At 41.7% G+C, this 16,343-nt stretch carries 16 protein-coding genes; 9 read left to right on the top strand and 7 right to left on the bottom strand.

What is annotated here, in order from left to right; translation table 11 throughout:
• Positions 1-66: 66 nt before the first annotated feature.
• Positions 67-2,436 carry a phosphoenolpyruvate synthase gene (ppsA, locus tag H5185_RS03225; protein ID WP_124016001.1) on the bottom strand — a complete coding sequence of 790 codons (2,370 nt, stop codon included), beginning with the start codon at positions 2,434-2,436 and terminating at the stop codon, positions 67-69.
• 126 nt (positions 2,437-2,562) lie between these two features.
• Between ppsA and H5185_RS03220 the strand changes: the two genes are divergently transcribed.
• Positions 2,563-3,375 carry a pyruvate, water dikinase regulatory protein gene (locus tag H5185_RS03220; protein ID WP_124015851.1) on the top strand — a complete coding sequence of 271 codons (813 nt, stop codon included), beginning with the start codon at positions 2,563-2,565 and terminating at the stop codon, positions 3,373-3,375.
• A 194-nt stretch (positions 3,376-3,569) separates the two neighbouring features.
• Entirely contained in the window at positions 3,570-4,634 is a 1,065-nt protein-coding gene (locus tag H5185_RS03215; RefSeq protein ID WP_124015850.1) for a 3-deoxy-7-phosphoheptulonate synthase, read from the top strand.
• A gap of 101 nt (positions 4,635-4,735) precedes the next feature.
• On the opposite strand, the gene H5185_RS03210 is transcribed toward H5185_RS03215, so the two are convergent.
• On the bottom strand, positions 4,736-5,959 hold the full coding sequence (locus H5185_RS03210; protein ID WP_182741349.1) for an HD-GYP domain-containing protein: 1,224 nt from the start codon (positions 5,957-5,959) through the stop codon (positions 4,736-4,738).
• A 361-nt stretch (positions 5,960-6,320) separates the two neighbouring features.
• Here H5185_RS03210 and H5185_RS03205 point away from each other — a divergent pair, with 361 nt between their 5' ends.
• The 6 genes from H5185_RS03205 (at position 6,321) to H5185_RS03180 (ending at position 10,643) form a co-directional block, all read left to right on the top strand.
• Positions 6,321-7,037: an SIMPL domain-containing protein gene (locus H5185_RS03205; protein WP_124015848.1), complete on the top strand. Its 717-nt coding sequence runs from the start codon at positions 6,321-6,323 to the stop codon at positions 7,035-7,037.
• A gap of 4 nt (positions 7,038-7,041) precedes the next feature.
• Complete coding sequence (locus tag H5185_RS03200; RefSeq protein WP_182741348.1) at positions 7,042-7,581, top strand: histidine phosphatase family protein; 540 nt, start codon at positions 7,042-7,044, stop codon at positions 7,579-7,581.
• A 233-nt stretch (positions 7,582-7,814) separates the two neighbouring features.
• Positions 7,815-8,252, top strand: coding sequence for an acyl-CoA thioesterase (locus tag H5185_RS03195; protein WP_124015846.1), 438 nt, complete (start codon positions 7,815-7,817; stop codon positions 8,250-8,252).
• Positions 8,253-8,435: 183 nt separating this feature from the next.
• Positions 8,436-9,098, top strand: coding sequence for a response regulator transcription factor (locus H5185_RS03190; protein WP_182697130.1), 663 nt, complete (start codon positions 8,436-8,438; stop codon positions 9,096-9,098).
• Positions 9,098-9,712, top strand: a complete 615-nt coding sequence (locus H5185_RS03185; RefSeq protein ID WP_182722756.1) for a DUF938 domain-containing protein — start codon at positions 9,098-9,100, stop codon at positions 9,710-9,712. The genes H5185_RS03190 and H5185_RS03185 overlap by 1 nt, the downstream gene beginning before the upstream one ends.
• Before the next feature lie 85 nt (positions 9,713-9,797).
• Positions 9,798-10,643, top strand: a complete 846-nt coding sequence (locus tag H5185_RS03180; RefSeq protein ID WP_182741347.1) for a D-hexose-6-phosphate mutarotase — start codon at positions 9,798-9,800, stop codon at positions 10,641-10,643.
• Positions 10,644-10,871: 228 nt separating this feature from the next.
• Here H5185_RS03180 and H5185_RS03175 read toward each other — a convergent pair whose 3' ends face one another.
• The 3 genes from H5185_RS03175 to H5185_RS03165 all read right to left on the bottom strand — a co-directional run bounded on the left by H5185_RS03175 (position 10,872) and on the right by H5185_RS03165 (position 13,942).
• Positions 10,872-11,045 carry a hypothetical protein gene (locus tag H5185_RS03175; protein WP_165870071.1) on the bottom strand — a complete coding sequence of 58 codons (174 nt, stop codon included), beginning with the start codon at positions 11,043-11,045 and terminating at the stop codon, positions 10,872-10,874.
• Positions 11,046-11,241: 196 nt separating this feature from the next.
• Positions 11,242-12,960, bottom strand: a complete 1,719-nt coding sequence (gene ushA / locus H5185_RS03170; RefSeq protein ID WP_124015842.1) for a bifunctional UDP-sugar hydrolase/5'-nucleotidase UshA — start codon at positions 12,958-12,960, stop codon at positions 11,242-11,244.
• 313 nt (positions 12,961-13,273) lie between these two features.
• Positions 13,274-13,942, bottom strand: a complete 669-nt coding sequence (locus H5185_RS03165) for an alpha/beta hydrolase (RefSeq protein WP_124015841.1) — start codon at positions 13,940-13,942, stop codon at positions 13,274-13,276.
• Positions 13,943-14,153: 211 nt separating this feature from the next.
• Between H5185_RS03165 and H5185_RS03160 the strand changes: the two genes are divergently transcribed.
• The gene (locus tag H5185_RS03160) at positions 14,154-15,185 is read left to right on the top strand and encodes a glutathione S-transferase family protein (RefSeq protein WP_182697126.1); all 1,032 of its coding nucleotides are present in this window, start codon (positions 14,154-14,156) and stop codon (positions 15,183-15,185) included.
• A gap of 268 nt (positions 15,186-15,453) precedes the next feature.
• Here the strand turns inward: H5185_RS03160 and H5185_RS03155 are convergent, their stop codons facing one another.
• Both H5185_RS03155 and H5185_RS03150 read right to left on the bottom strand, forming a co-directional pair.
• The gene (locus H5185_RS03155; RefSeq protein ID WP_124015839.1) at positions 15,454-15,681 is read right to left on the bottom strand and encodes a DUF3389 domain-containing protein; all 228 of its coding nucleotides are present in this window, start codon (positions 15,679-15,681) and stop codon (positions 15,454-15,456) included.
• Positions 15,682-15,777: 96 nt separating this feature from the next.
• Positions 15,778-16,260, bottom strand: coding sequence for a peptidylprolyl isomerase (locus tag H5185_RS03150; protein WP_124015838.1), 483 nt, complete (start codon positions 16,258-16,260; stop codon positions 15,778-15,780).
• Positions 16,261-16,343 lie beyond the last annotated feature (83 nt).

Below are 16,343 nucleotides of genomic sequence, written 5' to 3'. Positions count from 1 at the left end.
GCTTTTCTAACAACTTGATAAAATTGCATGTTAGGCAGACAATCCACCAGCAATTTTTAGCATAATTTAGCCATGAGCTTCAGCTAAATATAACCAAGTATCGATAACGGTATCAGGATTAAGCGATACAGAATCAATACCTTGCTCAACTAACCATGCAGCAAAATCAGAATGGTCTGAAGGACCTTGACCACAAATACCGACGTAAGCACCTTTCGCTTTAGCCGCTTTAATCGCCATGGCTAATAATGCTTTAACCGCATCATTACGCTCATCAAACAAGTGACTGATGATTCCTGAGTCACGATCAAGCCCTAATGTTAACTGAGTTAAATCGTTTGAACCGATAGAGAAACCATCAAAATGCTCAAGGAACTGGTCAGCTAGCAAGGCGTTTGAAGGTAGTTCACACATCATGATAACGCGTAAGCCATCTTTACCGCGCTCTAAGCCTTGTTCTTTTAGTAACTCAATAACTTGAGATGCTTCGTTTACGGTACGCACAAATGGGATCATCACTTCAACATTGGTTAAGCCCATTTGATTACGAACACGTTTAATCGCTTCACATTCGAGCGCGAAACAATCGCGGAATGATTCAGAAATATAACGGCTCGCACCACGGAAGCCCAACATTGGATTTTCTTCATCTGGCTCGTAACGATCACCACCGACTAAGTTTGCATACTCGTTAGACTTAAAGTCTGACATACGTACGATAACTTTCTTCGGATAAAAAGCCGATGCGATAGTCGCGATACCTTCAACTAGACGCGCAACATAAAACTCAACTGGCGAGTCATACCCAGCGATCATTTCATTAATTTCGGTCTGTAGCTCAGCAGTTTGGCCATTGAAGTCAAGCAACGCTTTAGGATGAATACCAATCATGCGGTTAATGATAAACTCTAAACGCGCTAAACCCACACCTTCGTTAGGTAAACGAGCAAAGTCAAATGCACGATCAGGGTTACCCACATTCATCATAATTTTCATTGGTAAAGGCGGTAAGGTATCAACACGGTTAGTGACGATTTCAAACTCTTGTTTACCCGAGAAAATTAAGCCAGTATCACCTTCAGCACAAGATACGGTAACTATGTCGCCAGTCTTAATGCGGTCAGTCACATCACCACAACCTACAACAGCAGGAACACCTAGTTCACGTGCAATAATCGCAGCATGGCAAGTACGGCCACCACGGTTGGTTACAATGGCACTAGCACGTTTCATGATAGGTTCCCAATCTGGGTCTGTCATGTCAGTCACTAACACATCACCTGGCTCAATTTGATCCATCTGGTCGATAGAGGTTAATACCTTGGCGACACCAGTACCAATCTTATGGCCAATAGCACGACCTTCACAGATCACCTCGCCTTTGGTTTTTAAGTGATAACGTTCAATTAACTGCACATCTTCACGGCTACGAACGGTTTCTGGACGAGCTTGGACAATATATAACTTTCCGTCGTTACCGTCTTTGGCCCATTCGATATCCATTGCACGACCATAATGCTTTTCAATCACCATGGCTTGCTTAGCAAGCTCCATGACTTCTTCATCATTAATCGAGAATACACGACGTTGCTCTGCAGCAACGTCTTCAATTTTAACTTGCTTACCATGGCCTGCATCATCAGAGTAAACCATCTGAATCAACTTACTGCCGATGTTACGACGCACAACAGCCTGATGGCCTTGCGCTAAAATAGGTTTGTGCACATAGAATTCATCAGGGTTAACAGCACCTTGTACAACCATTTCACCTAAACCAAAAGATGAAGTGATAAATACGACGTCATTATTACCTGACTCAGTATCCATAGTGAACATCACCCCAGATGCGGCTTTGTCTGAACGGACCATACGTTGTACGCCAGCAGATAAAGCGACACCTTGATGTTCATAACCTTGGTGGACACGGTAAGAAATTGCACGGTCGTTAAACAGTGATGCGTATACATGCTTAATTGCCAGCATAACAGCATCGAACCCTTTAACGTTGAGGAAGGTTTCTTGTTGACCAGCAAAAGATGCATCAGGCATATCTTCAGCAGTGGCTGAAGAACGCACAGCAAATGATGCTTCTTTCGTTTCGCTCGACAATTGCTCGTAAGCTTCGCGAATCGCGTCTTCTAATGCGGGTTGAAATGGGGTTTCAATAACCCATTGTCTGATCTGGGCACCTACTTTTGCCAGTTCATTGACATCATCAACATCCAATGTCGCCAGAATGTCAAAAATTTTCTGGTTAACTCCACTTTGTTCAAGGAACTCATTGAACGCATGAGAGGTCGTTGCAAAACCGCCAGGAACTTGAACCCCTGCATTAGCCAGATTGCTGATCATCTCACCAAGGGATGCGTTTTTACCGCCAACCTTGTTTACATCACCCATGCCTAATTCTTGATACCAGAGTACGTATTGCTGCACAGTTTTATCTCCGCAAGTTTTTATTTCAGTGGCCACTTCACACGAGGGCAATAGCATCTTACACTCCCATACAACACGCGTAAATCTATAATTTTATTTGTAATTTTATTACTACAAGAGGTCAGAATGACACCAAAAGTATTCTACATTTCAGATGGGACCGCGATCACAGCTGAGGTTTTTGGGCATGCGGTGCTTTCGCAATTTCCCATAGAATTTGAAGCACTTACGATTCCGTTTGTGGAAACGATTCAGAAAGCACAAAAAGTGAAGCAACAAATAAATGATTGTTTTATTACAACAGGTGTAAGACCACTTGTGTTCCACTCAATCATTAATCCGGAAATCCGCAATGTGATTTTTTCAAGCGAATGTGTCGATTATGACTTTTTGAATACCTTTGTTGCTCCATTAGAACAACACTTGGGCGTGCAAGCGAAGCCTTTATTGCATCGAACTCATGGTAAAAGTAACCACGGTTACGAAACTCGTATAGATGCGATTAACTACACAATGGAAAACGACGATGGCCAAACCATGAAACACATGGATAAAGCCGATATCATTTTATTGGGCGTATCTCGCTGTGGTAAAACCCCCTCCAGTTTATATCTGTCGATGCAGTTTGGTATAAAGGCTGCAAACTACCCGTTTACTGAAGATGATATGGATAACCTTCAGCTACCTGAGGCATTAAAACGCAATAAATCCAAATTATTTGGCTTAACAATCGACCCCCATCGTTTGCATGAAATTCGTCAAAGCCGAATGGAAAACAGCCGTTACTCATCATTAAGACAATGCAAGCTTGAAGTGAAAGAAGTGGAAATGATGTATAAAAAAGAACGTATCCCCTTTGTGAATACCACCAATCATTCGGTTGAAGAAATTGCCACAAAAATTATTGATATAACCGGTTTAGAACGTCACATGTTCTAATTTATAAACAATAAAATACGCTGTAAATAGGCTTTCAAACCCAGACTGACTCGCTTAATTCGGGTAAGCCGTTTACAGCAATCTGTTTATTCAGCCAGAGAATCCGAGGCTAAGCCTCGCATCTTGAACTTCTTTGGGTATATAATCCCGAGTAATATGATGCTGATGCATCTCACGATTTCTCGGTAATATGCATGACAATTAAAACAGATGAACTACGAACTACCCTTTTAAGCAAAGTCATTTCACCCGCTCAACTGGCATCAGAATACCCTTTGACTCAAGATGCTGCAGACTATCTTGTTGCACAGCGCCGAGAAGTTGAAGCCATTATTGCCGGTGAAGACCAACGCTTATTAGTCATTATTGGCCCTTGTTCAATTCACGATACCAAAGCGGCACTTGAATATGCCGAGCGCTTATCGGCACTTCACCACGAACTAAAAGATGACTTATGCATTCTGATGCGGGTCTATTTTGAAAAGCCTCGCACTATTGTTGGCTGGAAGGGATTAATTTCGGATCCTGATTTAGACGGCAGCTTTAGCCCCAACAAAGGCTTGCGCTTGGCGCGTGAGCTATTGCAGCAGATCACCGAATTAAAACTGCCTATCGCCACTGAATTTTTAGACATGGTAAACGGTCAATATATTGCTGACTTAATCACTTGGGGCGCTATTGGCGCACGTACCACCGAAAGCCAAATTCACCGTGAAATGGCGTCTGCGTTGTCCTGTCCTGTGGGCTTTAAAAATGGTACCGACGGTAACATTAATATCGCTGTTGACGCCGTTCGCGCAGCCCAAGCTCCACATATTTTTTATTCTCCGGATAAAGATGGCGCCATGGCGGTATATCGTACTCACGGCAATCCATTTGGGCATATTATTTTACGTGGTGGCAAAACACCAAACTATTGTGCAGAGGACATTGAAGTGGCTCGCGCCCAACTTGAACAAGTGGGTGTAACTCAGCGTATGGTGGTTGACTTTAGCCACGGCAACAGTGAAAAACAGCATAAAAATCAGTTAAATGTTGCCGATAGCATCATAGCGCAACTGCGCAGTGGTAGCACAGCTATCGCCGGTATTATGGCAGAAAGCTTTATGATTGAAGGTAATCAAAAAGTCGTTAAAGGCGAACCTTTAGTTTATGGTCAAAGTATTACCGATGCCTGTTTACATTGGGCTGATTCAGAAAAACTGTTACGTGATTTAGCTCAAGCATCAAGAGAGCGTAAAGCCTTACTCGCACAATAAGTCCTTACTGACTTATTCGCTAGTTGAGCAGCTTGATGAACGTTTACCAATGCCAGTCATTTATGACTGGCATTGTCATTTATAGTCTTAAATCCATCCTATTACTCTTGTTCTAGTAAAGAGGCTTTAGACAATACGGCAAACTGTTCACTGATCATCACCAAGCTGTCGACTAACTCAGGGTCAAAATGTTTACCTTTACCTTCTAAAATAAGCGTCATCGCTTCTTCATGGCTAAATGGCCTCTTGTAACAGCGTGGTGATGTTAATGCGTCATATACATCAACCAGAGCCACTATTCTCGCAGACAAGGGAATGGCATCACCGATTAACCCCTTAGGATAGCCGCTGCCATCCCACTTTTCATGGTGAGCTCCGGCAATGTCGCGCCCCATCCGAATAAATGAACATTCTGGGGCATAGGCTAATAGACTATTCAGTACTTTTTCACCTATCACTGGATGCGCCTTAATTTGCTCGAACTCTTCTGCCGTTAAGCGTCCAGGTTTTAATAAGATATGATCGGCAATACCCACTTTACCTATATCATGCAAAATGGCTGAGAGGCTTATTTCTTGAATAAAAGCTTCGGTTAATTCTTGTGGAACATGCTCATCAGTTAATCGTTGTTTTGCCAGCATATTGGCATACTGCTGCATTCTGATTAAATGCGCCCCCGTTTCATTATCACGGTACTCAGCTAACTTAGCTAATCCCATCACAGTGGCTTTACGTGAGGCCAAAGTAGATGCTAACGAATGCGTTAATTTACCCAACAAATAAGATATAGACTGAGTCACAATGGCATTAGTTACTAAAAAGTTAATCGCTACCACATACCAGATCAAGATTGAAAATCCACTCACATCAGGCCAATGAACTAGTTGGTATTGATAGGCGATACCGATTAGTAATAGCGATATCGCGTTGACAACTTGAGCCCATAGCGCCATTTTTTCGCCGAGCAAAATGCTGCACAGTGGAGGGAAAGCAAATAGCCAAAAAAAGCCTGCGCCAGAGGGGCCGATAGCAATGACAAAACCAATACCGATACCAAACGCAAGGTAACATCCTACGATAAATTTTTGCCTATCAGTAATGCGAGGATAAAACAAAATGAATAACAATATTCCATAAGCGAGAGTATCAAATATTGCCATGCCCCATAAGTTTTTAACGACGCACAAATAGACACTGGTGATGTAAACCGGAATACACAATAAAGCTAATATGCTAAATAATCGTTGAAAAATCACTCGACGCCATGCTGGTAATGAATCATCAAACCCATGAAGAATAAGCTGTGCGGTTAACCGAGAAGACATATTAATTCCTTTAAGACGAGGTTGTGCTCACAGCATTGAGTTTTTTTAATATAGTAAATTGAATAGCTTAAAACGTTATCCAAGTGATAAAGGCAATATAGCAATTGTGTTATTTGCGCTTGTAAGTATTGTTGCAACACTGACAATACGCAAAAAATAGGATTAAAAATAATCCATAAAACTAATATTGAGTCCATATTCGATTATGATCGCCCTTCATTGGACTGACGATGATTGTTGATAGTGCCTTATTTGACCATAATGATGCCCTTATATGATAATGAGGTACTTCTATTCATTCTCTGCAACAAAGAGTCACCTTCGTCGAGCCACACTGTTACCTATTAATAAGGATGTTGTTATGCAAAGTTCGTCTCGTAGTGCTGCTGTTTTTGGAATATTCATTGCGCTGGGCTTTGGTGCTTTGGGTCTGTTACTCAAACAAGCCATTGTTGAATACAAATTACTTGAGCGCAGTGTCACAGTTAAAGGCTTAGCAGAAAATGAATATCCTGCTGACATTGTGATCTGGCCTATCCAATTTACTGCAGCCAATAATAATCTCGATGAACTGTATAAACAGCTGGAAGCACAAAACAACCAAGTGGTCAGTTTTTTAACTGAGCAACATATCGATCCAAAAGAAATTACCCTCACAGCGCCGACAATTACCGATAAATTGGCGCAACAATATGGTGGTAATCAACCAATAGAATTGCGTTATACCGCGACACAAACCATTACGGTTTATTCTAATGACATCGATAAAGTGCGTGGTGTCATGCCGCAATTAACTGAGCTGGGGAAAACAGGCATTGTATTCTCGCAGAATAACTATGATGCCCAAGTCGAGTATATTTTCAGCCGATTAAATGACGTTAAGCCAAAAATGATTGAAGAATCGACCACCAATGCCCGCTCAGTGGCCGAAAAATTTGCTAAAGATTCTCAAAGCCGATTAGGAAAAATTAAAAAAGCTACTCAAGGGCAATTCAGTATCAGTAACAGAGATAAGAATACGCCCTACATTAAGCAAGTGCGTGTGGTATCAACCATCGAATATTACTTAGCGGATTAACCATATGAAACAGATAATCACCAGCATACTGATTGGTTTGATGAGCTTTATGAGCATATCAATAATGGCACAGTCGCCAGAATCGGCATCAGTTGATCTTAACCATAAAGGGGCCACAAGTAATCACGTTATCTTTATCGTTAGGCATGCAGAAAAACGTACTGGTAAAAATCCCAGTTTGTCTGCCCAAGGACAATTACGAGCCTTACGTTTAGCAACAGTGTTATCGGCGACCCCATTACAAAAAGTCTACACCACTGATTATAATCGTACCCGTGAAACAGCCAAGCAAGTCGCTCAAGATCAACACCTGGAGCTAAGTGTTTATGATCCTCAAAATATGGCAAACTTTGCCCAGCAGTTATTAACCGAACAGGGTAATATTTTAGTGGTAGGCCACAGTAATACTTCGACAGATTTAGTTGAAAAACTCGGGGCAAAGCAACAAATACCGATTGATGACGCCAGTGAATTTGATCGTTTATATATTGTGACCCTAAATGCCAACAAACAAATAGTATCAACGGTATTGCTTCGTTATTAATTAGCCTGTGCAGAATAGACATCAACTCAATCGACAACTGCATTTAAGCACATTAGGTTAATCAAATAATTCAGTTGTTACTATTAAACAACATATTGTCCATAAGGTTGCACAATCGTGAGGCCTTATCGACAAATAAGCACCACAACATCGACACGAATACGCTCAATACAGTACAATGCGCGGCTTTTTCGCTTAATTCTTTATTGAACCGCATAACATTAGGTCGTTGTATGTCCCTTGCTCAAAACCCAGCACAAACTCAAAACCATTTCCCTGATGACATTGCAGCACGTATTGCTCAATCAGAAGCCCGCGTTATTAAGGCTATTTTCCCATCTAATACTAATCACCATAACACCTTATTTGGTGGTGATGCATTAGCCTGGATGGATGAAACAGCATTTATTGCCGCTACACGTTTTTGTCGTAAATCATTAGTAACCGTGAGTTCTGATAGGATTGATTTCAAAAAAGCGATACCCGCTGGCAGCTTGGCTGAGCTGATTGCAAATGTGATCCATGTTGGTAACACATCGCTAAAAGTTGAAGTGAATATTTATGTTGAAGATATGTACCGCGATCATAGGGAACATGCAATACGTGGCGTGTTTACTTTTGTTGCGGTAGATGAAAATCGCAACCCGACCCAAGTGTGGCCACATAATTAATAACACCCCAGTAAATGCAGTCAGATAGATGGCTGCATCATCATTTCGCTCACTAGACTAAAGTCTATAGTTTGATTGTTTTTATTCAAATCAATGATAATCTTGCACAAAGCAATAGAATACTCGATTACTTTTCTGTTACATTGAGTTTATCTTCACGTGCAACATAGAATAAAAAACGCCATGAAGCTCGAAAATTTAAATATCATTATTGCAGATGACCATCCATTATTCCGTAATGCCTTAAGGCTAGCGCTGAGTAATGCCTTTGAACACACGCAATGGTTTGAGGCTGATAGTGCCGAAGCATTACAACATGTTCTTGATGAGAAAGACCAACCGTTTGACTTAATCTTACTTGACCTACAGATGCCGGGCTCTCACGGTTATTCAACGTTAATCCACCTTAGAACCCATCATCCAGACATTCCTGTGGTGGTGATTTCTGCCCACGAAGACATCAATACCATAAGCCGAGCAATACATTATGGTAGTAGCGGATTCATACCGAAATCAGCGTCTATGGAAGTGTTGGAAGAAGCGTTAAACGCGGTGTTATACGGTGATATTTGGTTACCCAAAGGTACCCAAATTGTGCCGGTTTCTGATGATCCAACCGATAAAATGGCCTCACGCCTATCTGATTTAACCCCACAGCAATATCGCGTACTGCAGATGTTTGCCGAAGGATTACTCAACAAACAAATTGCTTATGATTTTGGGGTATCAGAAGCCACCATCAAGGCTCATGCAACGGCAATATTTCGCAAATTGGGTGTTCGCAATCGCACTCAAGCGGTGATAGCATTACAGCAATTAGAAATGGATAGAATTGATATCTCGTAATGCCTCAATCATTAACGTTACAACAGCTACCTTTTTCGCAAGCTTGTGAAAATAACCAGCAGCCTATATTAACGCTATTAACAAAGTGGCTTCCTAGTTGCGTTCATTTGCTTGAAATAGGCAGTGGTACTGGCCAGCATAGCGTGTATTTTGCTAACCATCTTCCGCATATCCGCTGGCAACCAAGCGATCAACGGCATTATCTGCCTAATTTGCAAGCTCGTCTCAATTTGCAAGCATCACCAAACTTACAGCCGGCTATTGAATTAGATGTCACCCAGCCTTGGCCGCAACTGACATCAAATGTCGATGCGATATTCAGTGCTAATACTCTGCATATTATGAGTAAGACTATGGTTGAAGCATTTTTTATTGGCGTGGGTAATCTATTGGTAAACGCTGGCTCATTAGTTATTTATGGTCCGTTCAATTACCAAGGCCAATTTACCAGTGACAGTAATCGACAGTTCAATATGTCTTTACAACACAATAATCCCCAAAGCGGCATCCGCGATATCGAATGGATCTGTCAATTAGCACAGCAGCAAGGGCTAACGCTTCGAGAAGACATTGCTATGCCAGCCAATAATCGTTTACTGCATTTTATTAAGTAAGCCCAAATCATTTAACCAATAAGCCAATTGCTTCTGTTCATTTATAAGCTATCGGCTTGGATTAACACATATAAGGACACAGATTATGGGTTCAGTTACCACCAAGAGACATGCCAATGGTCTCGATTATGTTGCTGTCGATACCGCGTTTTGCCAAGCGCGTATTTTTTTGCAAGGGGCGCAAATAGATCAATTTACACCCAGTGGAAAATCACCACTTTTATGGGTATCAAGTGCCGACGATTACCAACCAGGCAATGGCATAAGAGGTGGAATTCCAGTTTGTTGGCCTTGGTTTGGGATGAGCGATATCCAAGGCTTTCCGCAGCATGGTTTTGCGCGCAATAAGATTTGGTCATTAGAATCCATCAACATGGGCGATCAATCTGTTGAGTTGCTGTTTGCCCTGCCCGCCAGCGAAATAGATAAGCAGTATTGGCCGCATAATACCCAAGTGAAGGTGCTATTTAACTTAGGTGAAACATTATCGGTAAGCATCATCAATATTAACAATGCAGATTACGACATCGAGCTCACACAAGCATTGCATAGCTATTTCCCCATAGAAGATATTCACCTACTTAAGGCCAGTGGATTTGGCGGTTCACAATACATTGAATTTGATCAAGGACCTTTTGAACAAGTCGACGATGTGGTTAAATTTGATCGAGAAACCGATAGAGTTTATACCAAACTAGCGCCCATTCAGGAATTACATACTCCAAATGGAACGATTGTGGTGAGCCGGGAAAACAGCCAATCCGCAGTGTTATGGAATCCTTGGATAGACAAGTCAACCCGCCTATCTCGGTTTAATCATGATGATTACTTAACCATGGTCTGTTTAGAAGCAGCCAACGTGAGAGACGACAGCATAGTGTTAGCGCCAGGACAAACCCACACGTTAACCACTCATATCGGTTGGAAATAAATAGGTTGGAAATAAATAGGCTGGAAATAATATCACTTAATTGTGGCTAATCACGTCAGCCATAGACTGATGAAACACGCAGTTATCAAGCTAATTTGACTTGAGCATAATCAAAAGGCAGCCTCGGCTGCCAGTTGATTATCACATGTTGCTTAGTAGCATTCAGGATATCGATCACATAAAGCTAATCGCTTATCGTAAAATGACTAATCAGCTTAGCGGTTAGAATTAACTAATGGTTCGATTGGTAGATTTTCGAAACAAACCAAACCAAAAAGCGGTTTCAAGTAATCCTCCAGCCACAAAAAAAGTCACCGCCCCGGTTTGGCTGCCGGCTAAATAACATGTCAACGCCAGCGCAATTAATGCGATTAAGACCACGACTCTGTAGATACCTGTCATATTAATTATCTCTCAACCCAATCAATGAACTGTTCATCAGTCACTATATTCTCCAATCACATTAGCCCTTTAATCCACTGTAAGTCAACTAAATAGCAGCCAATAAAAAAGGCAGCTTCAGCTGCCTTTTTTGCAATCGTACCTTTGGTCGAGATAAGAAATGGTTATACCATCTGTTTACCCAAATTGAGGCTAATTAGTTTGCTGTTACTTCACAACCTAGTGGGCTGTTTGAGTTTTCATAAACAATGTCACCCATTGGAGCATAATCTGCAGCCGCAATAGTGCCTTTATCTTTGAAGAAAGTGTATAACACTTCTGCATCAACATAACCTGTTTGAATTGGTGCAAGCTCAGGATAGCCATCACCACCAGCAGCATTGAAGCTTGGTACAGTAAAGCTGTATGAGTCAGTGGCACTGTAATCTTTACCATTGATTTCACTGATAGCAACTGTTTGAGCAGTACAATCTACTGTCATTTTCACACCGGTGATTTGTGCATATGCGCCAGAACCACGTTGGAAAGATGCTACAGTGTTTAAGTACTCAGTGACTTCTGCACCTGTCATAGTGCTTAACGTTACCATGTTGCCAAAAGGCTGCACGGTTAACACGTCACGGTAAGAGATATCACCTTCAGCAATTGAAGCACGCACACCACCAGAGTTCATTACACCGATATCGGCACCGACTTTAGTGCGTTGCGCTTCTGCAACCAAACGGCCTAAATTAGTTTGCATATTACGTACATTTGCACGTTCGCCGTCTAATAAACCATCGGTGGTAGCAATCACTTCACTAAGTTGGCCTTGACCACGTTCTTGATAATAAGAAAGTAGTTGTTTTAAGTCTGCATCTGCGGCGATTTCATCAGCAACCAATACTTTCGTTTTATTGCCATCTGCATCAGTCACTGATGTTTTCAAATTAACCGGGATTAACTTGTAACTAGCAAGGTGAAGCTCGCCATTGAAATATTCAAAATCAGCACGACCGACATACTTACCCCACTCGTGAGCTTGCATAATGTAAGTGCCATTTTGCATATCAGGCGTACAGTCATCGCCAGGAGCAAAGTCAGCGTAATCGTTTGTACCTGGTTCCATACATACTGGGTTTTGTGAATGACCACCAATAATGGCATTCAAATCACCTTCTGCTAGAGCACGAGCCATGGCGACGTCGCCAGGGGCGTTACTACCATTCATTGCATCAGCATAGTGACCCATATGAGTGGTTGCAAAAATAAGATCCGCAGTATCTGCAGCTTTAATTTCTGCAATCACTTTTGCTGCTTCAGTGGTTGGATCGGTAAAGGTTAAATCTTTGATAAATTCTGGGTTACCAATCTTCGCAGTGTCTTCAGTGGTTAAACCGATCACAGCAATGCGCAAACCATTTATATTAAATACTTTGTAAGCATCAAAGTAGCGAGTGCCATCAGCTTTATAAATGTTAGCCGCTAACATTGGGAAGTTAGCAATTGAGCGTTGTGAATCTAATACCGCAAGTGGATTATCAAACTCATGGTTACCGACTGCCATTGCGTCATAAGCAATTTCATTCATACCGATAAAATCTGGAACTGCGTCTTGTAAGTCTGACTCAGGGACGCCAGTGTTGATATCTCCGCCCGAAAGTAAAATAGTTTCACCGCCGTTTGAGCTAACTTCAGCACGGATCTGGTCAATCAGCGTTTTACGTGCTGCCATACCGTATTCGCCGTCACCGTTTTCCCAAAAACGACCGTGGTTGTCATTGGTATGTAATACTGTAAATATTTTACAATCTGCACCAGCTTCGGCACACGTCGTCGGTGCAACGACAGCGGTATTGTCGTCGTCACTGCCACAACCGGTCAACGCTGCTAGTACAGCCGTTGCGACCAATCCTTTAATTAACATATTTGTCATGATTTACCCCGATGTTATAATTTATATTTTTAAATCCGTGAATTATCCTATTCACGGCCAGAATGATAACAAAGATTGACGGTTTTTGATGTCACTTTTATGACAGAATGTGATTTTTAATACATTATTTAACAATAACTTACACCTCAATAGTTCCCAGTAAAAAACAATTGCCATGTTAACGGGTATGTTAAAGTAAAGTAAAAAAAATGGCTTAAGCATTTTTGCTGCTAAGCCATTTAAATAGATTGATTTTTTTATATAAAGACAATAACGATTATTGTCTTTATATAAGAACAGTGATGAGCTTGCGTTATTTCAACACTTGCTGCAACCATTGACCAATATCAGCAAGTTGATTAGGCAATACACTGTGAGCCATCGGATAAGTTTTCCAGGTACTCTGATAACCTGCCGCAATCAGTGCGTCATAAGCCATTTTACCAGCAAACATCGGGACAACATCATCTTGCTCACCATGATGTTGTAAAATAGCAGTATGAGCATTAGCATCAGCAAGTTGCTCTGGCAATGTTTCGCCACCGGGTAAATAACATGATAACGCCATAATACCGGCCAGTTTTTGTTCAAAACGCAGCCCGGTGAACAAACTCATGACCCCACCTTGACTAAAACCAGCTAAAACGATTTTATCAGCAGGTATACCACTATTAATCTGCTCGACAATTAACTGACGGATGGCTTGCTCAGACGCCATAACACCTTGTATATCGGCGCGATCGTGTAAATCCATGCTTTTAATATCGTACCATGAGCGCATAACAAAACCGCCATTGATGGTCACTGCTTGTTCTGGTGCATGAGGAAAAATAAAACGAATACTGTGCTGACCAGCTAAGCCTAATACGGGGACGACGGGCGCAAAGCCAGCACCTGAATCACCCAATCCATGAAGCCAAATAACGCATGCTGTCGCAGGTGTTTGCGGCTCGATTACAATTTTTTCTAGCTTAAAAGACATATATATCAATCCTATCAATGCAATAAAATATTGCAGGCTATATTACGTCAATTGATTTTTAACATCGATCTATTCACACCCCATCACCACAAATAATCAACCTTGACGGCAATGTAATTAATTTAATCGAACAAAACTAGCGATTAATTACACTTTTATTCGATTTTATTTGTTGTAACCTAAGACTAAAGCCACTAAGGAGATGAGAGATATGGGATTACTACAAAATGGCCAGTGGGTCGATCAATGGTATGCAACCGAAGAAAATGGCGGTGAGTTTGTTCGAGAAGATGCGCAATTACGTCATTGGGTAACTGCGGATGGCCAAGCTGGCCCCTCTGGCGATGCAGGCTTTGTTGCAGAAGCAGGCCGCTATCATTTGTATGTGTCTCTAGCCTGCCCTTGGGCGCACCGCACCCTTATCTTTAGAGAATTAAAGCAATTACAATCACTTATTGATGTTACTGTTGTTGAAGCACATATGCGGGAAAACGGCTGGGAGTTTGCCAATGCTGTTGATGGCAAAATTGGTCAACACATAGCAGGGGCTCAAGCCGATCCTTTACATCAAAAAGACTTTTTATACCAAATCTATCAATTAGCGAAACCACACTACAATGGTCGAGTCACAGTACCAGTATTGTGGGACAAAAAAACCAACACTATCGTCAGTAATGAATCATCTGAAATCATTAGAATGTTCAATACCGCCTTTAATGATATTACCGGCAATACACTCGATTATTATCCTCAAGCCTTACAACCGCAGATAAACCAACTCAATGAGTTCATTTACGAAAAAATCAATAATGGGGTTTATCGCTGTGGTTTTGCTACCTCACAAGCCGCTTATGAAGAAGCTTATGATGCCTTATTCTCGGCGCTGGACACCATCGAGACCCGCTTAAGCACAAAACGGTATTTATTGGGCGATAGCATTACTGAAGCGGATTGGCGTCTATTTACTACCCTGATCCGTTTTGACAATGTGTATGTCGGCCATTTTAAAACCAACCGCAATACAATCGAAAGCATGACCTATATTTCAGATTATTTACGTGATTTATATCAACAACCTGGGATTGCTGCCACAGTCGATATGGATCATATCAAGCAGCATTATTACTTTAGCCATCAACAAATTAATCCGACTCAAATCGTCCCTGCCGGGCCTGATATTGACTTTTTACGCCCACATAACCGTGAGCAACTAATGACGTCAACATCTCACCCACAAGGTTAATCTGTCATAGGTTTTTGAACACGCTTTGGGAGTTTAATGGACTCGCGGCAATATGCAGTCAGAAGTACAGCGAAAACGGCAGCAATAATATAAGCCACAAACTGTGGGTTAGCTTTGGTTGGAGGTTAAATAGACAGTAATCGTATTGACATGTCATGCATCGCTCAGAGCATGTCAATACCTTCCGCTTGTCATTCAAGTTGAATCAAGGCTCATAGCCGAGCAGCCTATTCCCATTCATCTTGCCACTAAGCCGATACAAATTAAGTTATTGCGCTTGAATGCCAGTGTGTTGCAATAGCGCGTCTAATTGCGCTGGATTATCCAGTTTAATACTCCACCTCACCGTTCCTGCATCGGCAACAATCACTAAGCCTTGATGAAAACAGCTAATGTCATCCATGGATGCGGTAAGCACTAATTGGCTATCATGAAACCGGCACTGAATTTCATGCACAGTGACAATAATTTTACCTAATGAGAAATCAATAATCATATCTACTCTCTTAAAACAAAAAATCCCAAGTCTTCACTTGGGATCGGTACAGGGTTAAACCATAAGTAAATATCAATTTACCCAAGCGGTCCCCTACTAGTGGTGATGACCACCAGCTCCATGGGCATGACCATGGGCAATTTCTTCATCAGATGCATCGCGGGCACCGACAATTTCAATGTCGAAAGTTAATTCACGGCCAGCAAGTGGATGATTAACATCAACCGTCGCCATAAACTTACCGACTTTAATAATGGTCACTTGACGCTGGCCTTGCTCAGTATTCACCACGGCAGCCATGCCCGGTTTCCATACTTTAGCACCTACAAGGTGTTTAACCGACACGCGCTGCTCAGAATCTGGTTGACGTTCGCCATAAGTATCTGCAGCTGGCGGAGTAATAGTGAATTTCTCGCCAATTTCTTTGCCATTAATCGCATCTTCAATACCAGGCATCATGTTGTCATGACCATGCAAATAGGCAATCGCCTCACGACCTTCGTTTGATTCAAGTACTTCGCCTTTTTCATCACGTAGCGTGTAATTAAACTGCACGACCATATTGTCTTTAATGCTCATTATCGTTCCTTAATTCAAAAATTTGCCGAAGCTTAGCAAAAGCGTACTAATGCATCCACAAAAAATGCTCATAAAAATACTGA

Source organism: Shewanella sp. SG44-6, from assembly GCF_014164185.1.
Lineage (GTDB): Bacteria > Pseudomonadota > Gammaproteobacteria > Enterobacterales > Shewanellaceae > Shewanella > Shewanella vesiculosa.
Note: the sequence above shows the minus strand (reverse complement) of the source record. Positions and strands in the feature narration are given on the sequence as shown.